Raw genomic sequence first — 21205 nt, forward strand, 5'->3', positions numbered from 1 at the left:
ACCGATCCCCTCCCGAGGAGACTGTTGAGATGAGCGAGCGACTTGAGCCGGGCGACATCGCCCCCGCCTTCACCCTGCCCGACGCGGACGGCAACGAGATCTCGCTCGCCGACCACAAGGGCCGCAAGGTGATCGTGTACTTCTACCCGGCCGCGCTGACGCCGGGCTGCACGAAGCAGGCCTGCGACTTCACGGACAACCTGGCGGTCCTGGCCACGGCCGGCTACGACGTCATCGGCGTGTCCCCGGACAAGCCGGAGAAGCTGGCGAAGTTCCGCGAGCAGGAGCACCTGAAGGTCACCCTGGTCGGCGACCCCTCGAAGGAGGTCCTGACGGCGTACGGGGCGTTCGGCGAGAAGAAGCTGTACGGCAAGACCGTCACCGGGGTCATCCGCTCCACGGTGATCGTCGACGAGGAGGGCAAGGTCGAACGCGCCCTCTACAACGTCAAGGCCACGGGCCACGTAGCCAAGATCATCAAGGACCTGGGCATCTGACCCCACCCCCTGCTTCCGGAACGGCCCGCACCCCATAAACGGTGCGGGCCGTTCCGCTTATCGGACGAACTCCGCCGTAACCGTCCGACTATCGGTCCGTTACTCCACGCGAGGGCCGCACACGCGGCCGGGAATGGAGGGGTCGATGCCGATTAGCCCGTACACGAAGGAACGCCTCACGGAGGCGGCGGAGGGGTCACGGACTCTGTCCGAAGCGCTGGCGAAGCTGGGGGTGGACCCGAAGGGCGGGTCGCGGAGGTACCTGCTCGATCGCATGCGGAAGTTGGGCGTGGACGTCTCGCACTTCGAGCGCGAGGGGGTGAAGTGGACGAGGGAGATCCTGGCCCAAGTCGTCGCATCCTCGGCGAGCATGTGCGAGGTACTGCGCCGGCTGGGCCTCGATGTCGTCGGCGGCCACCACACGCACATCAGCCGCAAGGTCAAGGGGTTCGGGATAGACACTTCGCACTTCGCACCTCCACCGCGCACGGAACGCATGCGGTACAACCAGCGGCGTCGTTCAGCCGAGGAAATCCTGCGCGAGGACCGATCTCCGACGTCCGTCCGGGTGGACAACACCAAGCTGAGGCGGGCACTCCTGGAGACCGGGCGGGAGGAGCGCTGCGCCTTGTGCGGGATCGAGCCGGTTTGGCAGAGTCAGCCGCTACCCCTCGAGGTCGACCACGTCGACGGCCACTGGCGCAACAACCAAGCGGCCAACCTGCGGTTCTTGTGCCCCAACTGCCACTCCACAACGGACACGTATCGCGGGCGCGGCAAGGGGCGGCGATGACCAGCGGCAATCGTGCAGCGTACGTGCGGCGCGGGAAACCAGAGCGGGGCGCCCTGCGTGAAGCCGTCGCCCAATCGTTCTCTCTGGCGGAGACCTTGCGTCGCCTGGGTAGGCCCGTGTCAGGCAGTCAGCATGCCGCGCTCAAGCGATGGATCCAGGAAGCCTCCCTCTCAACCGCCCACTTCACGGGGCAGGGACATCAGCGCGGCAAACGTGGAACCACGACACGGCCCGCCGATGACGTACTCGTTCAGCACGAGGGCGAACGCCGGACCACAACCAAGACGTTGCGCCGCGCATTGCGCGAGATCGGCGTTCCTGATGAGTGCGCCCACTGCGGGACACCTCCCGAATGGCTCGGACTCCCCATGACGCTGGAGATTGACCACATCAACGGCGACTGGAGCGACGACCGCCGCGAGAACCTCCAGCTGCTATGCCCCAACTGCCATGCAATTACGAGCACCTGGTGCCGTGGAGGCCGCCGCAAGACATCCCACTGATCTTGCTCGACCAGCTACAGCCGTCTGCAGCTATCATGGCAGGCGGCTAGCGGCGGTGGCGCAACGGCGACGCAGCAGACTTAGGATCTGTGGCCCGTGAAACGGCTTGAGGGTTCGAATCCCTTCCGCCGCACCTGGAAGGCCTGCGAATCGAAGGATCGACTCGCAGGCCTTTTCCATATCCGGGCTCAGCCCAAAAGCTCCCTCACCACCGGGACCAATGCCCGGAAGGCCTGGCCTCGGTGGGAGATGGCGTTCTTTTCTGCCGGGGTGAGTTCCGCGCAGGTGCGGGACTCGCCGAGGGGTTCGAGGATCGGGTCGTAGCCGAAGCCGCCCGTGCCCGACGGGGTGTGGCGGAGGGTGCCCAGGAGGCGGCCTTCGACCACGCGTTCCGTGCCGTCCGGGAGGGCGAGGGCGGCCGCGCAGAAGAAGTGGGCGCCGCGGTGGGGGGCCTCGATGTCGCCGAGCTGGGCCAGGAGGAGGGCCAGGTTGGCGGCGTCGTCGCCGTGGGAGCCGGCCCAGCGGGCCGAGAAGATGCCCGGGGCGCCGTTCAGGACGTCCACGCAGAGGCCCGAGTCGTCCGCGACCGCCGGCAGGCCGGTGGCCTGGGCCAGGGCGTGCGCCTTGAGGAGGGCGTTCTCGGCGAAGGTGACGCCGGTTTCCTTGACGTCCGGGATCTCCGGGTACGCGTCCGCGCCGACCAGCTCGTGCGGCAGGCCGGCGGCGGACAGGATGGCGCGGAGTTCGGTGACCTTGCCCGCGTTGCGCGTGGCGAGGATCAGGCGGCTGGGGGAGTTCGGCGTGGGCGTCGAGGTCATGGCGTCATTATCCCGGGCCGCCCGCGGGCTCCGGCCGGGCTCAGCCCGGGGTGCAGACCTTCGAGATCTCCTTCGCCGCGTCCGCGACCGGAGTGACGTCGGGGGCCGTGGTGCCGCTCTCGAGGGAGGTGCGGACGTTCTGGACGGCCGTGTTCATCGAGGAAATGGCCTTGCTCAGGTCGGCGTTGTCCGTCTGGTCGCCGACCTTCTTGAGGTTGGCCTCGATCGCGTTGAGCGCGTTCTGGGCGTCCTGCGGGCTGTTGCCGGCCTGCGAGACCGCCTGCTGGAGGTCGTTGGCGCCGTCCGTGATGGCGACCGCCGTGCTGGCGCAGTCCATCGCCGTCGAGATCGCGTCGCAGGAGGTGATCGCGGGTATGGCGAGCGCTGCCGTCAGGGCAACGGCTGCAAGGCGGTACTTCGGCTTCACTTCGGCCCCCAAGTGGCGATGTGCAGATGAGCGGATACGTGGACGGGCGCACGGCTTCGACGCCGTGCACCCGTATCCCCAGAGACGCGCGGACCGGCCGCGCGGTTGCCGGCAGCGCTAGAGCGTGAGCTCCAGGGCGCCGAGCTGGAGCGCTTCGAGGTCGGCGCAGCCGCCGGCGGCCAGGTCGAGGAGGGCGTTGAGTTCCTTGCGGTCGAAGGGCTCGCCCTCGGCCGTGCCCTGGACCTCGACGAAGCGGCCGTCGCCGGTGCAGACCACGTTCATGTCGGTCTCGGCGCGCACGTCCTCCTCGTAGCAGAGGTCGAGGAGCGGGACGCCGTCGACGATGCCGACGCTGACGGCGGCGACGGTGCCGGTCAGGGGCTTGCGGCCGGCCTTGATGAGCTTCTTGCCCTGGCCCCAGGAGATGGCGTCGGCCAGGGCCACGTAGGCGCCGGTGATGGCCGCGGTGCGGGTGCCTCCGTCGGCCTGGAGGACGTCGCAGTCCAGGACGATGGTGTTCTCGCCGAGGGCCTTGTAGTCGATGACGGCGCGCAGCGAGCGGCCGATCAGGCGGGAGATCTCGTGGGTGCGGCCGCCGATCTTGCCGCGTACGGATTCGCGGTCGCCGCGGGTGTTCGTGGCGCGGGGCAGCATCGAGTACTCGGAGGTGACCCAGCCTTCGCCGCTGCCCTTGCGCCAGCGCGGCACGCCTTCGCTGAAGGAGGCGGTGCAGAAGACCTTGGTGTCTCCGAAGGAGACGAGGACGGAGCCCTCTGCGTGCTTGCTCCATCCGCGTTCGATGGTGACCGGGCGGAGCTGTTCGGGCGTACGGCCGTCGATGCGAGACATGGCCCCGAGCCTAGCCGGTGCGGGGGAACGAGAAGACCCCGTCCGGGTGCGTCCGGTCGGGGTCCTGTCGTACGTCCGGGTGCGCGCGGGGGCGCGCGTGCGAGCCGGTGGGCTCAGCTCACATCATGTCTTCGATGTCGGCGGCGATCGGGTCGGCGTCGGTGCCGATGACGACCTGGATCGCGGTGCCCATCTTGACGACGCCGTGGGCGCCGGCGGCCTTCAGTGCGGCCTCGTCGACCTTGCTCGGGTCGATGACCTCGGTGCGCAGGCGGGTGATGCAGCCCTCGACCTCTTCGATGTTCTCGATGCCGCCGAGCCCGGCGACGATCTTCTCAGCCTTGGTGGCCATGTGTTTCTCCCTGAGTTCTACGAAGAACGAGTCCGACTGACATCCGGCGTCCGGCGCGTGAACGCCCGCCGCCCGATCGACCGACCCACCAGGGCGGTCCGCTTCGTCACGGTAGCCCACGATTGGCCCAGCTACGCGGGCACATGCCCGGTATCTGCCGAATGATGATGATCAGCATCAACCTGCCCTAAGGCGGGTGAAATGCGACCGCAACACAAGTGGTCTACACCAGTGTGCCGCAAGTGTCGCGACTGCCAAAAACGGGCCGGTCAGGGAGGACGCGGATGAGCGCGAGCAGCGCCGCAGCAGTGCCACAGCAGAAGTGGTGGAACGGCTTGTTCCAAGGGCTGCAGAAGATGGGCCGGAGCCTGCAACTGCCGATCGCCGTCCTGCCCGCGGCCGGCATCCTGAACCGGTTCGGCCAGGACGACGTGTTCGGCAAGGACGGCCTGGGCTGGACGAACGTCGCCAAGGTCATGGCGGCCGCGGGCGGCGCCCTGCTCAACGCGGACATCGGCCTGCCGCTGCTCTTCTGCATCGGCGTCGCGATCGGCATGGCCAAGAAGGCGGACGGCTCGACCGCCCTCGCGGCGGTGGTCGGCTTCCTCGTCTACCGGAGCGTGCTGCACGCCTTCCCCAAGTCCTGCCCGGAGGGGACCAAGGACATCAAGGGCGCCTGCCTGGGGGCCGGGGACGCCTTCAGCGAGTACACGTACCAGAACCCGGGGGTGTTCGGCGGCATCGTCATGGGCATGCTGGCCGCCTGGTTCTGGCAGCGCTACCACCGGGTGAAGCTGGTGGACTGGCTGGGCTTCTTCAACGGCCGCCGCCTGGTCCCGATCATCATGACCTTGGTGGCGATCGTCTTCGCCGTGCTCTGCCTGTGGATCTGGCCGCCGATCGGCGACGCGCTGGAGAGCTTCTCGGACTGGCTGGTGGGTCTGGGCTCGGTGGGCGCCGGCATCTTCGGCGTCGCGAACCGCGCACTGCTGGTGATCGGTCTGCACCAGTTCCTGAACGTGCCGGTGTGGTTCCAGTTCGGCAGCTACACCAAGCCGGACGGACAGACGGTCCACGGCGACATCCCGATGTTCCTCGCGGGCGACCCCAACGCGGGCCAGTTCCTCACCGGCTTCTTCCCGATCATGATGTTCGCCCTCCCGGCGGCGGCGCTGGCGATCACGCACTGCGCGAAGCCGGCCCGGCGCAAGGAGGTCGGCGGCTTGATGCTGTCGGTCGGCCTGACCTCGTTCGTCACCGGCATCACGGAGCCGCTGGAGTACTCGTTCCTCTTCCTGGCGCCGGCCCTGTACGCGGTCCACGCGGTGCTGACGGGTGTGTCGATGGCGGTGACCTGGGCCTTCGGGGCCAAGGACGGCTTCAGCTTCTCGGCGGGTCTGATCGACTACGTCATCAACTGGAGCCTGGCGACCAAGCCCTGGCTGATCATTCCGATCGGGCTCTGCTTCGCCGTCGTCTACTACGGCATCTTCCGCTTCGCCATCACCAAGTGGGACATCAAGACGCCCGGCCGGGAGTCCGACGAGGAGATCGAGGCCATGCAGGCGGAGAACACCAAGGCCTGACCCGAGGCGGGCGAACGCCCCGGAGGCGGCCCGCCGAAGGGACCGCCACGGGGCCACCGGAAGCCCCGCTCGAACCACCCGACGGCACACGAGGCCTTCGGACCCACAGGGTCCGAAGGCCTTTGTCATGTATGTCCGACTGTGTCCTCCCCCACGGAAATGACGGGTTCCTTACGCCGACCTCACCGTGCTACAACTGGTCTACACCACTGAGTGGTGTAGACCACGTGGGCCTTTCGGCCCCGGGGTCCCCCGTTCCGAGACGCTGCCAATCCCCCGTTTTTCCACGTCCTTGGCAGAGCCTTGTCCACTGGAGGAAGACCATGTCCACAGCCACCGCTGCGGAAAAGAAGAAGGGCGCTGGCGTGATGGCCGTCATGCAGCGCATCGGCCGGAGCCTCATGCTCCCCGTTGCGGTGCTGCCTGCCGGCGCGCTCCTGCTCCGCCTCGGCGCGGACGACATGCTCGGCGACAAGGACGTCTTCCCGACGTTCGTCCTCAAGATCGCCGGTTACATGGCCGCCGGTGGTGGCGCGATCCTCGACAACATGGCGCTGCTGTTCGCCGTCGGCATCGCGATCGGCTTCGCCAAGAAGTCTGACGGTTCGACCGCCCTCGCGGCCGTTACCGGTTACCTGGTCTTCCAGAAGGTGCTCGCCACCTTCACGGACAGCAACCTGCCGAAGAAGGCCGAAGTCGTCGCCGGCAAGATCGTCATGCTGGACGCCCCGGTCAACGCCGGTGTGCTCGGCGGTGTCGTGATGGGTGTCATCACGGCGCTGCTCTACCAGAAGTTCTACCGGACCAAGCTGCCGGACTGGGCCGGCTTCTTCGGCGGCCGTCGTCTGGTCCCGATCCTCTCCGCCTTCGCGGGTCTGCTCACCGGCATCGTCTTCGGCCTGATCTGGCCGGTCCTCGGCACGGGTCTGCACAACTTCGGTGAGTGGCTGGTCGGCTCGGGCTCGGTCGGTGCGGGCATCTTCGGTGTCGCCAACCGTGCGCTGATCCCGATCGGCATGCACCACCTGCTGAACTCCTTCCCGTGGTTCCAGGCCGGCTCCTTCGAGGGCCCCAACGGCGCCGTCCACGGCGACATCGCCCGCTTCCTGGCCCATGACCCGAGCGCCGGACAGTTCATGACCGGCTTCTTCCCGATCATGATGTTCGCCCTCCCGGCGGCCTGCCTCGCGATCGTCCACTGCGCCCGCCCCGAGCGCCGCAAGGTCGTCGGCGGCATGATGTTCTCCCTCGCGCTCACCGCCTTCGTGACCGGTGTGACCGAGCCCATCGAGTTCACCTTCATGTTCATCGCCCCGGTCCTCTACGCGATCCACGCGGTCCTGACCGGTGTCTCCATGGCGCTGACCTGGGCCCTGGGCATGCGTGACGGCTTCGGCTTCTCCGCCGGTGCGGTCGACTTCGTCCTGAACCTCGGCATCGCGAACAACCCGTGGGGCCTGGTCGGCATCGGCCTCTGCTTCGCGGTCGTCTACTACTTCGTCTTCCGCTTCGCCATCACCAAGTGGAACCTGCCGACGCCGGGCCGCGAGTCCGACGAGGAGCTCGCCGAGCTGCTCAAGGCCGAGGCCAAGTAAGCACGTAGGTCCGTACGACGAAGCCCCCGCTCTCCCGGAAGGGAGGGCGGGGGCTTTCGCGTGTCCACGAGCCCGTCAGGGCGGTCAGACCTCGTACACCGCGCCCGTGTACGCCAGCTCGACCGGGCCGTCGTAGACCGCGCGGGCGTCGGCCAGGTTGCGTTCGGCGTCCGTCCACGGCGGGATGTGGGTCAGGACGAGCCGTCCGGCGCGGCCGGCGCGGGCGAACTCTCCGGCCTCGCGCCCGTTGAGGTGGAGGTCCGGGATGTCCTCCTTGCCGTGCGTGAAGGAGGCCTCGCACAGGAAGAGGTCGGTGTCCTCGGTGAGCAGGCCCAGCTCGGGGCAGACGCCGGTGTCACCGGAGTACGTCAGCGAGCGGCCGCCGTGCTCGACGCGGATCCCGTAGGACTCGACCGGGTGGCAGACCTTCTCGGTGCGGACCTGGAACGGGCCGATCTCGAAGGTGCCGGACTTCAGGGTCCGGAAGTCGAAGACCTCGCTCATGGAGCGCTCGTCGGGGACGTCCTCGTACGCGGTGGACAGCCGCTTCTCGGTGCCCTCGGGGCCGTAGACGGGGATGGTGCCGCAGCGGCCGCCCTCGTGGCGGTAGAAGCGGGCGACGAAGTACGCGCACATGTCGATGCAGTGATCGGCGTGCAGGTGGCTGAGGAAGATCGCGTCGAGATCGTAGAGCCCGATGTGCCGCTGGAGCTCGCCGAGGGAGCCGTTGCCCATGTCGAGGAGCAGCCGGAAGCCGTCGGCCTCGACGAGGTAGCTCGAACAGGCCGATTCCGCGGACGGGAACGAGCCCGAACAGCCGACGACGGTGAGCTTCATGGAGCGTGAACCTCCGTGGACGGTCCGTGGACGGAATGCGGGCCGTGCGTGGGTCGAGCGTAAGGCGCGAAACGTCCGGTCGCTCCTCCGCGGCGGGCCGTTGTGGGGCGAATCACCTGAGCTGTCACCCGGTGGAGCGACGGGGCGGCCCCGGGTTGCCGCGCGGGTGCCGTGCGGCTGCGGTATGACCGCGGTGCGGCGGGCGTGCCGCTGCCATGCCGGGGGCGCCGGGCAGGGCTACGGTCGGAGTATGGACACGTCCTGGTGGCCGGCCGTCGCCGCGGTGCTGGTCGTGATCCTGCTGGTGCTCCTCCCCCGGCGGGCGCGGCGGGTGCGGCGGGCCGCGGATCCGCCGCACGGACCCGGACCGCTGCCGCGGCCGGAGGCCGGCGAGCTGTGGTCCCTGGAGGACGGGCGGCCCGTCCTGGTGCTGGCCGTACGGGGCCACCGGGCGCGGATCGCGCGGATCACCGGGAAGTACGACGACCGGAGCGCCGGGGTGATCCCGCTGCCGCCGGGGGTGGTGGGGGCGCGGGGCGGGTTCCTGGAGGCGGACCGGGTGGTGGAGGTGTCGGTATGGGAGTTCGCGAGGGCGCGGCCGCTGGGGACGGTGGATCCGGCGGTGTGGGACGAGGTGAAGGGGCTCGGGGGGCTCGGGGGAACCGGAGGGCCCGGGTCGTCCGGCTGAAGCGGGTCTACGATCCCCCGGAGCCGGAGCTGGACGGGGTCAGGGTGCTCGTGGACCGGCTGTGGCCGCGCGGGCTGTCGAAGGAGGCGGCGAGGGTCGACGAGTGGGCGAAGGCGGTTGCCCCGTCGGGGGAGCTGCGGAAGTGGTTCCACGCGGGTGGGTCCGTGGCGGAGTTCCGGGAGCGGTACGCGGTGGAGCTTCGCTCGGAGGAGGCGGGGGCGGAGCTGGACCGGCTGCGGGGCGTGGCTGCGGCCGGGCCGGTCACGCTGTTGACTGCCGTCAAGGATCCGGGGGCGAGTCACGCGGGGGTGCTGGCCGCGCTGTTGGGCTGACCCGTCTGGAGCTGTGCGCCGGGGCGCGGTCGTGTGGTGCCGTGGGGCCCGCCTGCGGGTGGCTGCCGGGGGGCGCTGCGCGGGGGTGCCCCGACCGTCCGGGCATGGCTGCGGGTGCGCCGCTGCGTGGGGCGGAGTCCCCTACCCGCCCTTCCACCGTTCCCCGGGCGCTGCCCGGACCCGCGCCTCAAACGGCGGCGAGGCTGGGGATGCGTTCCCCGGGCGCTGCCCGGACCCCGGTCCTCAAACGCCGGACGGGCTGGGAGGGGGTACCGGGCTGCGCCCGGACCCCCCTGGGGCTCCGCCCCAGACCCCGGTCCTCAAACGCCGGACGGCTGGATTTGCTGCGCCCGGCCGGGCGGAATCCAGCCCCTCCGGCGTTTGAGGAGCGGGGGTCCGGGGGCCGGCCCCCGGGAACGGCCCCGGGCGGGCCGGCTGTGATCGTGTCGCCTCCGCCGCCGGAGGCTACGCCCAGAGCTGGCCCTGGAGGACTTCGATGGCTTCTTCGGTGGTGGCCGCCGTGTAGACGCCCGTCGACAGGTACTTCCAGCCGCCGTCGGCGACGACGAAGACGATGTCAGCCGACTCGCCCGCCGCCACCGACTTGCGGCCGACGCCGATCGCCGCGTGCAGGGCCGCGCCCGTGGAGACGCCCGCGAAGATGCCCTCCTGCTGGAGGAGCTCCCGGGTGCGGGTGACCGCGTCCGCCGAGCCCACCGAGAAGCGGGTCGTCAGGACGGAGGGGTCGTAGAGCTCCGGGACGAAGCCCTCGTCGAGGTTGCGCAGGCCGTAGACGAGGTCGTCGTAGCGCGGTTCCGCCGCGACGATCTTGACGCCGGGGACGTGTTCGCGCAGGTAGCGGCCCACACCCATGAGGGTGCCCGTGGTGCCCAGGCCCGCCACGAAGTGGGTGATCGAGGGGAGGTCCGCGAGGATCTCCGGGCCGGTCGTGGCGTAGTGGGCACCCGCGTTGTCGGGGTTGCCGTACTGGTAGAGCATCACCCAGGAGGGGTTCTGCTCCGCCAGTTCCTTCGCGACGCGGACGGCCGTGTTCGAACCGCCCGCCGCCGGCGACGGGATGATCTCGGCTCCCCACATGGCCAACAGGTCGCGCCGCTCCTGGGAGGTGTTCTCCGGCATGACGCACACGATCTTGTAGCCCTTGAGCTTCGCGGCCATGGCGAGGGAGATGCCCGTGTTGCCCGAGGTGGGCTCCAGGATCGTGCAGCCGGGGTACAGCCGGCCGTCCTTCTCGGCCTGCTCGACCATGTGGAGCGCGGGGCGGTCCTTGATCGAGCCGGTCGGGTTGCGGTCCTCGAGCTTCGCCCAGATGCGGACGTCGTCCGAGGGCGAGAGCCGGGGCAGGCGTACCAGCGGCGTGTTGCCGACCGCGGCCAGCGGGGAGTCGTAGCGCATTACTTCGATCCGCCGGCTACGGCCGGGAGGATGGTGACGTTGTCGCCGTCCTTGAGGGCGGTGGAGATGCCGTCGAGGAAGCGGACGTCCTCGTCGTTGAGGTAGACGTTGACGAAGCGGCGCAGCTCGCCGCCCTTGGCCTCGTCGACGATGCGCTCCTGGATGCCCTTGTGACGGGTCTCCAGGTCGGAGAAGAGGTCGGCCAGGGTGGCGCCCTCACCGGTGACGGCCTTCTCGCCGTCGGTGTAGGTGCGGAGGATGGTGGGGATGCGGACCTCGATGGCCATGGCAGGCTCCAGTCAGGATGGTGAAGGGGAAGGCGGGCGAAGCGGAGCGGGCGCGAGCGCGCGCGGCCCCGTGAGGGGGCCGTGGGGGCTCAGGCTGCAGTACAGATGGCGCTGGCGAGGCGGCACAGGTCGACGTGCAGCCGCGCCACAAGCAGCAGCCTGCCGGGCGTCTCGATGCTCACGTCGTGGGAAACCATGCGGTCATGTTAACGATTCCCGGTCCCTGGTTTGGAGTGTGATTTCACATCGTGGACGGATATCGCTCACATGGTGAGAACTGGTCCCGCGCGGTGCCTCAGTAGGCCGCGACGACCTGCACCTCTTCCTCCGTGATCACGCCTTCGATGATCTTGTACGACCGGAACTGGAACTCCCCCAGGCCGTCCTTGTCCGCCGTGGAGACCAGCACGTAGTGCGCGCCGGGCTCGTTCGCGTACGTCACGTCCGTGCGCGAGGGGTAGGCCTCGGTCGCGGTGTGCGAGTGGTAGACGATGACGGGCTCTTCGTCCCGGTCGTCCAGGTCGCGGTAGAGCTTCAGCAGGTCCTTCGAGTCGAACTCGTAGAACGTGGGCGACCGGGCCGCGTTCAGCATCGGAACGAAGCGCTCCGGGCGGTCCGTGCCCGCCGGGCCGGCCACCACGCCGCAGGCCTCGTCGGGGTGGTCCTGACGGGCGTGCGCGACGATGCGGTCGTACAGGTCCTGGGTGATGGTCAGCATGAGCGACAGGATAAGCAGACGGGCCCTCCCGTACCGAGGAGTGGTACGGGAGGGCCCGGATGTTGGACACGACCCTTATGGGGCCTCAGGAAGCCTTGGTGAAGGCGGCGCCGCGCGGGTCGCGGGACTTCATCACCAGGTAGGAGACGCCCAGCAGCAGGCCCCACAGCGGGGCGCAGTAGAGCGAGACCCGGGCGTCCTTGTCGACGCCCATCATCACGATGACCATGCCGATGAAGGCCAGGGCGAAGTAGCTCGTGAACGGGGCACCGGGGGCGCGGAACGGCGACGCGGGCAGGTCGCCGCGGTCGGAGGCGGCGCGGTAGCGGATCTGGCAGACCAGGATCATGATCCAGGCCCACATGCCGGAGATGGTGGCGAAGGAGACGACGTAGTCGAAGGCCTTGCCGGGGGCGACGTAGTTGATCCAGACGCCCACCAGCATCAGGCCGGCGGAGAAGGTGGTGCCCACGAGCGGGGTGCCGCTCTTGGTGAGCTTGGTGAAGAACTTCGGGCCCTGGCCGTTGAGGGCGAGGTCGCGCAGCATGCGGCCGGTGGAGTACATGCCCGAGTTGCAGGAGGACAGGGCCGCGGTCAGGACGACGAAGTTGACGATCGCGGCGCCGACGCCGAGGCCCATCTTCTCGAAGGCGGCGACGAAGGGGCTGACGCCGGGCTGGAACTCGTGCCACGGGACGACCGACAGGATCATGATCAGCGCGCCGACGTAGAAGACGGCGATGCGCCACGGCACGGTGTTGATGGCCTTGGGCAGGGTCTTCTCGGGGTCCTTGGACTCGCCGGCGGTGACGCCGACCAGCTCGACGGCGAGGAAGGCGAACATCACGATCTGCAGGGTCATCAGCGTGCCGCCGAGGCCCTTGGGGAAGAAGCCCCCGTCGTTCCACAGGTTGGAGACGGTGGCGGTGTCCGCGGCGTCGGAGAAACCGATGGTGAGGATGCCGGCGCAGATCAGGATCATGCCGACGATGGCGGTGACCTTGACCATCGAGAACCAGAACTCCAGCTCGCCGAAGAGCTTCACGGAGATCAGGTTGGCGCCGTAGAGGATGACCGTGAAGATCAGCGCGTACGCCCATTGCGGGAAGCTGTCGTGGGTCCAGTACGACATGTACTGCGCCGCGGCGGTGACTTCGGTGATGCCGGTGACCACCCAGAAGAGCCAGTAGGTCCAGCCGGTCACGTACCCCCAGAAGGGGCCGAGGAACTCCCGGGCGTAGTCCGAGAAGGAGCCGGACACCGGGCGGTACATGAGCAGTTCGCCCAGGGCCCGCATGATGAAGAAGATGACCAGGCCCGCGATGGCGTAGGCCAGGATCAGGCTGGGGCCGGCCTTGGAGATGGCCTTGCCGGCGCCCAGGAAGAGGCCGGTGCCGATGGCGCCGCCGATCGCGATCATCTGGATCTGGCGGGCTCCGAGTGCGCGGTGGTAGCCGTCGCCCTCGGTGGTGTCGTGCTGCTGCTCGTCGACCTGTACGGAGGTCATGTCTTGGTGCGCCTTTCTCCACGCCGACCCGCGCCATGACTGGCAGCGGATCGGGTCCTCGATCCCCCCGGATACGGATGGAGTTGCACGCCGGCGGTCAGCCGGTTCAAGCAGGCCGCGGGGCATGGGTGGCGCCCCGTCGGCGGTCGTGAAGATTTATCACGTGCTTACGGGTCCGAGAGGGAAGAAAATGTGACGCAGGGCATAAAAAAATCAGGACAGAAGTCCTGAAATGGATCAGATCACCACATCGCGGTGATCTGATCGTTATCCGGATTTGAGCGTCCGCTGAGCGAACGGCCGGCCTATTTGAGGCCCTTCAGAGGATGGTGGGTCAGAGGGTGTCGGCGAGCGTCTCGACGAGGGTCTCCTGGAGACCGCCGAGCCAGAGGTACGCCATCACCATCGGCTTGCGCGGATCGTCGTCCGGCAGCCGGAACAACACCGCGCTCTCGTCGTCCTCCGTGATGTCGAGGCGGGCCGCGATGGTGAGCCGCAGGTCGTTCAGGGCGCCCAGCCAGCGCAGCCGCAGCTCCCCGTCGACCTCCAGGACGGCCGCCCCGTCACCGGCCGGACTCAGCCCGTCCAGGCTCCGTACGACGGCCAGCGCGTCCTCCCGCTTGCGGGTGCGCAGGTCGTTCTCGGTGAAGCGGCGGAATTCGGCCGAGTGGGCCCGCAGCTCCTCCGCGTCGGCGTCGGCAGGGGTCTCCGGGCCGCCGTAGGCGTCGGGGAAGAGCCGGGCCAGGGCCGGGTCGGAAGGGGGCTCGGTCGGACCGTCAGAGGCGGCGAAGAGCGCGGCCAGCGGGTCGGCGTCCGGATCGGGCTCCGGCTCGCCGGGGCCGATGAGCTCCAGCAGCTGCACGGCAAGGGAGCGCAGGATCGAGATCTCGATCTCGTCCAGTGCGATGGCGGCCCCGCCGGCCTTCAGGGGCTCGAACACGCCGCCCATCAGTTGCGGTCCTGGGACATGGTCGCCCAGAGGCCGTAGCCGTGCATGGCCTGCACGTCCCGTTCCATCTCCTCGCGGCTGCCGCTGGAGACGACCGCCCGACCCTTGTGGTGGACGTCCATCATCAGCTTGTTCGCCTTGTCCTTGGAGTAGCCGAAGTACGCCTGGAACACGTACGTCACGTAGCTCATGAGGTTGACCGGGTCGTTGTGCACCAGGGTCACCCACGGGACGTCGGGTTCGGGGACCGCGAAGGTCTCTTCGGCCGATTCGGTGCGTTCGATCTCAATGGGAGCAACACTCACTTGTCCCATGCTGCCACTGACAGGGGTCCGTCGCACAAACGGGCCCCTACATCTCGTCACTTTGACGAGATGTGCGCTAGCATCCGTCGCATGAACCCTGCGGACCTGGGCCTGCCGGTGGACGTGCCGTCGACAGCGCTCTTCACGGACCATTACGAGCTCACGATGTTGCAGGCCGCGCTGGCCAACGGCACGGCCGACCGCCGCTCGGTCTTCGAGGTGTTCACCCGGCGGCTCCCCGAGGGGCGCCGCTACGGGGTGATCGCGGGGACCGGCCGGGTGCTCGACGCGGTGGAGAACTTCCGCTTCGACGGCGCCGTACTGGAGTTCCTGCGCGAGCGGGACGTCATCGACGCCCGCACCCTCGACTGGCTCGCCTCGTACCGCTTCTCCGGCGACATCTGGGGCTACCCGGAGGGCGAGGTCTACTTCCCCGGCTCCCCGGTCCTGCGCGTCGAGGGCAGCTTCGCCGAGTGCGTGCTGCTGGAGACCGTGATCCTGTCGATCCTCAACCACGACTCCGCGATCGCCGCGGCCGCCTCCCGGATGTCCTCGGCCGCCGGCGGCCGGCCGCTGATCGAGATGGGCGCGCGGCGCACGCACGAGCTGGCGGCCGTCGCCTCGGCCCGCGCCGCGTACGTCGGCGGCTTCACCTCGACCTCGGACCTGGCCGCCGGATTCCGGTACGGGATCCCGACGGTCGGTACGAGCGCACACGCCTTCACCCTGCTGCACGACAGCGAGCGGGACGCCTTCACCGCCCAGGTGGCCTCGCTGGGCAGCGGCACCACGCTGCTGGTGGACACCTACGACGTGGCGGAGGCGGTCCGGACGGCCGTGGAGGTCGCCGGGACGGACCTGGGCGCCGTCCGGATCGACTCCGGGGACCTGCTGCTGGTCGCGCACCGGGTGCGGCAGCAGCTCGACGAGCTGGGGGCGACCGCGACGAAGATCGTGGTGACCTCGGACCTGGACGAGTACGCGATCGCCTCGCTGGCGGCCGCTCCGGTGGACGCGTACGGGGTCGGCACCCAGCTGGTGACGGGCAGCGGGCACCCGACGTGCTCGATGGTCTACAAGCTGGTGGCGCGGGCGGCCTCGGCCGATCCGAAGGCGCCGCTGGTGTCGGTGGCGAAGAAGTCCTCCGGCGGCAAGACCTCCGTCGGGGGGCGCAAGTGGGCCGCCCGGCGGGTCGACTCCGAGGGGGTCGCGGAGGCGGAGGTCCTGGGGACCGGTCCCGTCCCGTCCGCCCTGGCGGACCGGCAGCTCCTCGTGGAGCTGGTCAAGGGCGGTGAGGTCGTGGCCCGCGAGTCCCTGGAGGCGGCCCGCGACCGCCACCGCGAGGCCCTGGCGGGCCTTCCCCTCTCGGCGACGCAGCTCTCGCGCGGCGAGGCCGTGATCCCGACCGAGTACGCGTAGGCCCCTGGGGTAGGGGCGGGCCCTGCGGGGCCGTCCCCTACCCGCCCTTCCACCGTTCCCCGGGGCTCCGCCCCGGACCCCGCTCCTCAAACGCCGGAGGGGCTGGATACATGCCGGGGTCTGGGGCGCAGCCCCAGTTTCGGGAAGGGGCGGGGTGGGGGAAGAGCCCCCGCAGGGTCCCCGCCCACCACACACCAAGCCGAAGGGCACCGGACATGCACCGCGCACTGATCGTCGTCGACGTACAGAACGACTTCTGCGAGGGCGGCAGCCTCGCGGTCACCGGCGGAGCCGACATCGCCGCCGCCATCACCGAGCTCATCGGCCAGGCCACCGCCGGCTACCGGCACGTCGTCGCCACCCGCGACCACCACGTCGACCCCGGGTCCCACTTCGCGCACCCCCCGGCCCAGCCGGACTACGAGACCTCCTGGCCGGTGCACTGCGTCGCCGGGACCGAGGGCGTGGGCTTCCACCCGAACTTCGCGCCCGCGGTCGCCTCGGGGGCCGTCGCCGCCGTCTTCGACAAGGGGGCGTACGAGGCCGCGTACAGCGGCTTCGAGGGCGCGGACGAGAACGGCCTCGGGCTCGCGCAGTGGCTGCGCGACCGGCAGGTCACCGAGGTCGACGTGGTCGGCATCGCCACCGACCACTGCGTCAAGGCCACCGCCCTGGACGCGGCCCGCGCGGGGTTCCGCACCCACGTGCTGCTCGACCTGACGGCCGGAGTGGCCCCGCACACCACGACCCGCGCGCTGGCCGAGCTCCGGGACGCCGGGGTGGAGCTGAGCGGGACCCCCGTGGTGGCCGGCTGACGCCGGGCACCGGCGGGGGCGCCACCGGGGCGGGTCAGCCCCGCCCGGTCACCCCAGCAGGGCCCTGATCGGGTGCCACAGCTCCGCCGCCCGGTCGGGCGCGGAGCGCCACAGCAGGCCGTCGGGGTGGTGCAGGACGGCGGTGATCTCGTCCGGGGAGGGCGGCTCGGCGTTGCCGCGCAGGTAGACGGCGCGCAGTCCGAGGTTCCGCAGCCTGGTCAGGGCGCGGGCCCGGTTCACCGCGTGCACCAGCACGCGGACGTTTCCACCCTCGGTGCCGCCTGCGATACCGCCCGCGATACCGCCCGCGATACCGCCTGCGACGGACCCCTTCAGGAGCGGTCTGGGCAGCGTGAGCGCGACGACCACGCTGCCGCCTGGCAATCGGACGAAACCTCCACCGGGCATGTCTTCATCTCCCCCGTCAATAAGAAACTCAGCCCACGCATCTAAACGCGAACGGCCGCCGCCCGCTAGAGGGCGACGGCCGATCATGCTCTGACCTGCGGTTTTACCGAATTACTTAACGGAGGGGCCGACCTCGACCGTCATGACGAGACCGTCGTAGGTCTCCTTCACGATCTTGATCTTGGTGTTGGTGTCAGTGGTCTTCACCGAACCGGTCGGGTTCTCGTCGTAGTAGTACTTGCCCTTGTGGTCGTCGAAGACGAGCTGCGCGGGCTTCGGCTTCAGGAAGAGCTCCTGGCCGTTCTTGTGCAGGGTGATCGCGTCCGTCTTGTAGGCGCTGAAGGCAGCGTCGTACGGCTGGATCTTGTTGCGCAGCAGGGTGCCGTCCGACCACTTCATCGGCTTGGCGTTGGCGTCGATCGGAAGGATCAGACCGGCGCCGGGGTGCTGGCTGGTGTTGTTGTCCTTCTGGGAGGTGTCCCACTGCCAGATCAGGAGACCGTCCTGGTAGGCGTAGTGCTCGACCCAGTTCGGCTTCGTGTTGGCGAAGCCGAAGTTGTACGGACCGACCTTGAGGGTCTTGTCGTACGAGACGTAGCGGCGGTTCTCGGCCAGGTAGTACTGGGCGTACTCCTTGGTGAAGCCGGCGCCGACGCGGGAGAAGCCCTTGCCGGTCCAGCCGTTGTCGCCGTTCTCGGCACCGTCGGTGAACAGCGTGGCGCCGTCCGCCGTGATGCTGAGCGCGTCGCCCGTGAAGCCCTTGCCGCCCGCGCCGCCGTCCGTCTGGTAGCGGAAGCGGAGGTCGACCTTCTTGCCCGCGTAGGCCTTCAGCGAGTAGTTCAGGTTCTTCCAGGCACCCGAGACGCCGGTGAGCGACGGGCTGTTGGAAGCGTCGACCGGGATGGCCACGCCGTCGGCGGTGCCGGCGAGCGCGGTCCAGGTGGCGCCACCGTCGGTGGAGACCTCGGTGTACAGGAAGTCGTACTCCGCCTCGATGTCCCACCAGCCCTTGAGCGACAGCTCCGCGGTGGACTTGCCGGTCAGGTCGACCGAGCGGGTGAGGGTGTTCTTGAGGTCGTCACCCATGTTGCTCCACCACTGCGACGCACCCTCGGCGGGAGCGACGATGTCGGTGGTGACCTTCTTCTTGGGAAGGTCGACGAGCAGCGCCTGCTTGTCCTTGGTGTTGTACTCCGAGACGCCCAGCTTGTGGGTGGACTTCGTCGCGGCCTTGGCCTTGTCGTAGTTCAGCCAGCCCAGCTGGAACTTGTCCCAGGCGGTCATGTCGCCCGGGAGGTCGCCTATGGAGTCCTTGCCGTTGCCGAGCCAGGAGCCGGCCGACATCAGGGACCAGAAGCCGACCGAGTTCTCGCCGCCACCGGAGGTGTCGTAGAGGTCCGGCAGGCCCAGGTCGTGGCCGTACTCGTGCGCGAAGACGCCGAGGCCGCCGTTCTCGGGCTGCATCGTGTAGTCGCCGACCCAGATGCCGGTGTTGCCGATCTGGGTGCCGCCGGCCTTGTTGTTGGCCGGGCCGTTCTTGCCGGCCTCGGTGCCGTAGGCGTACCAGCGGTGGGCCCACAGGGCGTTGGTGCCCTGCACGCCGCCGCCGGCCGACTCGTCCTCGCCCGCGTGGACGATCTGGAAGTGGTCGATGTAGCCGTCGGGCTCGTTGAAGTTGCCGTCGCCGTCGAAGTCGTAGCGGTCCCAGAGGTCGTACTGGGAGAGCTGCGCCTTGATCTGCGCGTCGGTCTTGCCGGCCTTCTTCTGACCCTCGGCCCAGGCGGTCACGCCGTCCTTGACCGTGTCCCAGACGTTGGCGCAGTTGGTCTGGCCGCAGTAGTTCGAGCCGTAGCGGGCCTCGTTGTACGGGACCTTGACCCAGTCGGCCACCTCGCCGTCGACCGAGTAGCGGCCCGAGGAGGTCTTCTCGTAGTAGGTCTTCAGCGAGTTCTTGCCGGCACCGGTACCGAAGTACAGGTCCTGGAAGTACGCGCGGTTGAAGTCCTTGCGCCAGGCCGTGCTGTTGTTCACAGTGCGGTCGGGCTGGGCGATCTGGTTGTGCTGCGGGCCCGGGTTGCCGCCGTACTTGGGCACCGGCGGCTTGGGGCCGGGGCCGTCCGGGTCGAACGTGGTGGTGTTGTCCACCTGGTCGCCGAAGTCGACGAGGATCGTGAAGATCTTGTCGGTCTTCTCGCGGCCGAGCTCGACGTACTTCTTGTCGTCGAGCTTGACGACCTTGGAGGCGCCCCGCTGCTCGACGTCCTTCTTGCCGCTCAGCACCTGCTCCAGGGCGGCCTTGCGGGCCTGCGCCTGCTGCTCGCTGAACGGGCCCTGGAGGTTGTGCTTGACCTGCTCCTTGGAGGGAGCGGTCGGGTCCTGGCGGTCCGCGGCAGACACCCTCGCACCCGGGTCTGCCGTGGCCATCGTGAAGGCGGCGCCGGTGGCCGCCGTCGCTGCCAGGGTCACGCCGATTGCGGCGGCGCGCAGCGCTCGTCTTCTGGCCGAGTTGCTGGTCACTTGATGTCGTTCCCCTCCCGCGGCCGCGAAGGTGGTGCGGAACTTCTCCGAGGGAGTGGGGGGTTCCGTGCGGCGCGCGTCTCAAGTGACGACATTTGACCGGAGAGTCGCAAGAAAAGACAGACCTTGACTTGTTCCTTACAACTGCACTATGCGGTCACCGAGTTCCGCTATTCGGACGTTCGGCGGCCATAGCGGACATCCAGGAAGAACCCGACCCGTATCCGCCCCGGACCCGACCCGTGTCCGCCCGGGATCCAACCGGGATCCACCCGCCATCGAACCCCATCGGCCGCACCCGCCCCTCCCCGCCCCCCGAACCCCAGCGGTGCCCCCCGTGCGCCCCCCGTGCTCCGCTGCTTCCCCTCCCGCGGGTGAGGTCGTGCTTACCGACAGTTCCGCTCGGGCATCCACCGTCGTAGAGTCACTCGACGCCAGACCTGGTCGAGCCGACTCCCCCTCCCGCTTCGAGGACGGATATCGCCATGCCGCGTCCGACTGCCGCACAGCTCGCCTACGGGTCCGCCACCGTCATCGTGTCGACGATCGCCATGCTGCTGCTCTCGCAGACGAGTACGGGTCTCGGCGTCGCGGTCATCTCCGCCGCCGCCCTCGCCCTCGGGCTCCTCGTCGCACTCACCGTCCCGCTGCCCCGCCGGCGCGGGCGGCACGCGGCGACCCGTACGAGGACCTCCTCCCCGATGCCGGACACCGTGCCGCAGGACGTGGCGGCGGGCGCCGCCCCCGCACCGGCCCCGGTCGAACACCCCGTGCACCACTGACTCCGCGCACCGGACTGCGCAGCTCGGTGGCCTTCTAGGTGGCTTGGACCACCACGGTCTTGGCCACCTTGTCGTGCAGACCCTGTTTGTAGGGCTTGTCGACGAGCATCGAGATGACGAGCGCGATCGGCCACAGGCAGAAGCAGCAGATCAGCGTCGGCAGCCAGAGCACGGCGGCGCGGGACAGCGCGGCGTTGGACTGCGGGACGCTGCCGTCGTTGAGCATCGCGACGCGCAGGCCCATCCACTTCTTGCCGAAGGTCTGGCCGTTCTTCTTGACGAACCACCAGTCGTAGCCGACGTAGGCGACGATCGAGATCAGCGTCATGACCAGCCCGCTGCCGCTGTAGGACTTGGTGATGACCTCGGTGACGTCCTCGCCCTTGTTCGTCTCGACCGTGTAGCGGTTGCGGTCACCGGCGAAGAGCTGGATGACGAACAGCGGGACGGCGATGATCAGCAGGTCGATGACGCGGGCGGCGAGCCGCTTGCCGAAGTCGGCGAGCGGCGGCATCCCGGCGAGCGGGTCGGGCATGCCGTAGCCGCCACCACCGCCGTACGGGTCGCCACCGCCGGGACCTCCGTACGGGGGCGGCGGAGGCGGGTAGCCGCCTCCTCCGGGCGGGGGCGGCGGAGGGTAGCCCCCTCCGCCTCCGGGCGGGGGCGGCGGGAAGCCTCCGCCGGCACCTGCGGGCGGTGAGCCGTACGGCGAACCACCCGACGGCGGAGGCGTCGGTTCCTGGGGCTTCTTGAGGAACGGGTCGTCCTCGGGCGGCTGGCCCGGCGGCGGCTGGTCGGTGCTCAT

Annotated in this window: 25 protein-coding genes and 1 tRNA gene; 11 read left to right on the forward strand and 15 right to left on the reverse strand. The window is 69.3% G+C overall.

All coding sequences use genetic code 11. The features are described from left to right. Window positions 1-29 precede the first annotated feature (29 nt). The 4 genes from bcp to ACFRU2_RS25980 all read left to right on the forward strand — a co-directional run bounded on the left by bcp (window position 30) and on the right by ACFRU2_RS25980 (window position 1926). Entirely contained in the window at window positions 30-497 is a 468-nt protein-coding gene (bcp, locus tag ACFRU2_RS25965; RefSeq protein ID WP_250741149.1) for a thioredoxin-dependent thiol peroxidase, read from the forward strand. 145 nt (window positions 498-642) lie between these two features. Continuing rightward, on the forward strand, window positions 643-1290 hold the full coding sequence (locus ACFRU2_RS25970; protein ID WP_382976215.1) for an HNH endonuclease signature motif containing protein: 648 nt from the start codon (window positions 643-645) through the stop codon (window positions 1288-1290). After that, complete coding sequence (locus tag ACFRU2_RS25975) at window positions 1287-1793, forward strand: HNH endonuclease (protein ID WP_382976217.1); 507 nt, start codon at window positions 1287-1289, stop codon at window positions 1791-1793. Before ACFRU2_RS25970 ends, ACFRU2_RS25975 begins: the two co-directional genes overlap by 4 nt. A 49-nt stretch (window positions 1794-1842) precedes the next feature. Next, window positions 1843-1926, forward strand: a tRNA-Leu gene (locus ACFRU2_RS25980). Window positions 1927-1981: 55 nt separating this feature from the next. Here ACFRU2_RS25980 and rdgB read toward each other — a convergent pair. The 4 genes from rdgB to ACFRU2_RS26000 all read right to left on the reverse strand — a co-directional run bounded on the left by rdgB (window position 1982) and on the right by ACFRU2_RS26000 (window position 4359). Further along, entirely contained in the window at window positions 1982-2611 is a 630-nt protein-coding gene (gene rdgB / locus ACFRU2_RS25985) for an RdgB/HAM1 family non-canonical purine NTP pyrophosphatase (RefSeq protein ID WP_382976220.1), read from the reverse strand. Window positions 2612-2651: 40 nt separating this feature from the next. Beyond that, window positions 2652-3038 (reverse strand): hypothetical protein, encoded by a 387-nt coding sequence (locus ACFRU2_RS25990; RefSeq protein ID WP_382976223.1) that lies wholly within the window; start codon window positions 3036-3038, stop codon window positions 2652-2654. A 117-nt stretch (window positions 3039-3155) separates the two neighbouring features. Then, on the reverse strand, window positions 3156-3887 hold the full coding sequence (rph, locus tag ACFRU2_RS25995; RefSeq protein WP_250741140.1) for a ribonuclease PH: 732 nt from the start codon (window positions 3885-3887) through the stop codon (window positions 3156-3158). A gap of 118 nt (window positions 3888-4005) precedes the next feature. Next, window positions 4006-4359: a PTS glucose/sucrose transporter subunit IIB gene (locus tag ACFRU2_RS26000; protein WP_274552906.1), complete on the reverse strand. Its 354-nt coding sequence runs from the start codon at window positions 4357-4359 to the stop codon at window positions 4006-4008. A 164-nt stretch (window positions 4360-4523) separates the two neighbouring features. On the opposite strand from ACFRU2_RS26000, the gene ACFRU2_RS26005 reads away from it, so the two are divergent. Together ACFRU2_RS26005 and ACFRU2_RS26010 are read left to right on the forward strand one after the other, a co-directional pair. Continuing rightward, the gene (locus tag ACFRU2_RS26005; protein ID WP_382976226.1) at window positions 4524-5825 is read left to right on the forward strand and encodes a PTS transporter subunit EIIC; all 1302 of its coding nucleotides are present in this window, start codon (window positions 4524-4526) and stop codon (window positions 5823-5825) included. A 323-nt stretch (window positions 5826-6148) separates the two neighbouring features. Continuing rightward, window positions 6149-7420, forward strand: a complete 1272-nt coding sequence (locus ACFRU2_RS26010) for a PTS transporter subunit EIIC (protein ID WP_382976229.1) — start codon at window positions 6149-6151, stop codon at window positions 7418-7420. Between the two features lie 84 nt (window positions 7421-7504). Here the strand turns inward: ACFRU2_RS26010 and ACFRU2_RS26015 are convergent, their stop codons facing one another. Continuing rightward, window positions 7505-8257 (reverse strand): MBL fold metallo-hydrolase, encoded by a 753-nt coding sequence (locus ACFRU2_RS26015; RefSeq protein WP_266908447.1) that lies wholly within the window; start codon window positions 8255-8257, stop codon window positions 7505-7507. A gap of 250 nt (window positions 8258-8507) precedes the next feature. Between ACFRU2_RS26015 and ACFRU2_RS26020 the strand changes: the two genes are divergently transcribed. Together ACFRU2_RS26020 and ACFRU2_RS26025 are read left to right on the forward strand one after the other, a co-directional pair. Next, window positions 8508-8945 (forward strand): hypothetical protein, encoded by a 438-nt coding sequence (locus tag ACFRU2_RS26020; protein ID WP_382976232.1) that lies wholly within the window; start codon window positions 8508-8510, stop codon window positions 8943-8945. Window positions 8946-8989: 44 nt separating this feature from the next. After that, the gene (locus ACFRU2_RS26025) at window positions 8990-9277 is read left to right on the forward strand and encodes a DUF488 domain-containing protein (protein WP_382976235.1); all 288 of its coding nucleotides are present in this window, start codon (window positions 8990-8992) and stop codon (window positions 9275-9277) included. A 465-nt stretch (window positions 9278-9742) separates the two neighbouring features. Here the strand turns inward: ACFRU2_RS26025 and ACFRU2_RS26030 are convergent, their stop codons facing one another. The 7 genes from ACFRU2_RS26030 to clpS all read right to left on the reverse strand — a co-directional run bounded on the left by ACFRU2_RS26030 (window position 9743) and on the right by clpS (window position 14468). Next, complete coding sequence (locus ACFRU2_RS26030) at window positions 9743-10693, reverse strand: PLP-dependent cysteine synthase family protein (protein WP_382976237.1); 951 nt, start codon at window positions 10691-10693, stop codon at window positions 9743-9745. Next, on the reverse strand, window positions 10693-10980 hold the full coding sequence (locus ACFRU2_RS26035; protein ID WP_382976240.1) for a MoaD/ThiS family protein: 288 nt from the start codon (window positions 10978-10980) through the stop codon (window positions 10693-10695). The genes ACFRU2_RS26030 and ACFRU2_RS26035 overlap by 1 nt, the downstream gene beginning before the upstream one ends. Before the next feature lie 89 nt (window positions 10981-11069). Next, on the reverse strand, window positions 11070-11177 hold the full coding sequence (locus ACFRU2_RS26040) for a putative leader peptide (RefSeq protein WP_323182362.1): 108 nt from the start codon (window positions 11175-11177) through the stop codon (window positions 11070-11072). Window positions 11178-11275: 98 nt separating this feature from the next. Then, window positions 11276-11698 carry a Mov34/MPN/PAD-1 family protein gene (locus ACFRU2_RS26045; protein WP_382976243.1) on the reverse strand — a complete coding sequence of 141 codons (423 nt, stop codon included), beginning with the start codon at window positions 11696-11698 and terminating at the stop codon, window positions 11276-11278. Window positions 11699-11783: 85 nt separating this feature from the next. Next, complete coding sequence (locus tag ACFRU2_RS26050) at window positions 11784-13205, reverse strand: amino acid permease (protein ID WP_382976246.1); 1422 nt, start codon at window positions 13203-13205, stop codon at window positions 11784-11786. 334 nt (window positions 13206-13539) lie between these two features. Further along, complete coding sequence (locus tag ACFRU2_RS26055; protein WP_382976248.1) at window positions 13540-14154, reverse strand: DUF2017 domain-containing protein; 615 nt, start codon at window positions 14152-14154, stop codon at window positions 13540-13542. Beyond that, window positions 14154-14468 carry an ATP-dependent Clp protease adapter ClpS gene (gene clpS, locus ACFRU2_RS26060; protein ID WP_243337276.1) on the reverse strand — a complete coding sequence of 105 codons (315 nt, stop codon included), beginning with the start codon at window positions 14466-14468 and terminating at the stop codon, window positions 14154-14156. The genes ACFRU2_RS26055 and clpS overlap by 1 nt, the downstream gene beginning before the upstream one ends. Window positions 14469-14549: 81 nt before the next feature. Here clpS and ACFRU2_RS26065 point away from each other — a divergent pair, with 81 nt between their 5' ends. After that, window positions 14550-15878 (forward strand): nicotinate phosphoribosyltransferase, encoded by a 1329-nt coding sequence (locus tag ACFRU2_RS26065; protein WP_382976250.1) that lies wholly within the window; start codon window positions 14550-14552, stop codon window positions 15876-15878. A 215-nt stretch (window positions 15879-16093) separates the two neighbouring features. After that, window positions 16094-16693, forward strand: coding sequence for an isochorismatase family protein (locus ACFRU2_RS26070; RefSeq protein ID WP_382976253.1), 600 nt, complete (start codon window positions 16094-16096; stop codon window positions 16691-16693). A gap of 48 nt (window positions 16694-16741) precedes the next feature. Here ACFRU2_RS26070 and ACFRU2_RS26075 read toward each other — a convergent pair whose 3' ends face one another. Continuing rightward, entirely contained in the window at window positions 16742-17101 is a 360-nt protein-coding gene (locus ACFRU2_RS26075) for a hypothetical protein (RefSeq protein ID WP_382976256.1), read from the reverse strand. A 111-nt stretch (window positions 17102-17212) separates the two neighbouring features. Further along, the gene (locus ACFRU2_RS26080; RefSeq protein WP_382976259.1) at window positions 17213-19618 is read right to left on the reverse strand and encodes an immune inhibitor A domain-containing protein; all 2406 of its coding nucleotides are present in this window, start codon (window positions 19616-19618) and stop codon (window positions 17213-17215) included. Window positions 19619-20103: 485 nt separating this feature from the next. On the opposite strand from ACFRU2_RS26080, the gene ACFRU2_RS26085 reads away from it, so the two are divergent. After that, the gene (locus ACFRU2_RS26085) at window positions 20104-20400 is read left to right on the forward strand and encodes a hypothetical protein (protein ID WP_382976261.1); all 297 of its coding nucleotides are present in this window, start codon (window positions 20104-20106) and stop codon (window positions 20398-20400) included. A gap of 34 nt (window positions 20401-20434) precedes the next feature. Here the strand turns inward: ACFRU2_RS26085 and ACFRU2_RS26090 are convergent, their stop codons facing one another. Continuing rightward, complete coding sequence (locus ACFRU2_RS26090) at window positions 20435-21205, reverse strand: RDD family protein (RefSeq protein WP_382976264.1); 771 nt, start codon at window positions 21203-21205, stop codon at window positions 20435-20437.

This window comes from Streptomyces sp. NPDC056883 (assembly GCF_042788835.1).
In the GTDB taxonomy this organism is placed as follows: domain Bacteria; phylum Actinomycetota; class Actinomycetes; order Streptomycetales; family Streptomycetaceae; genus Streptomyces; species Streptomyces stoeckheimensis.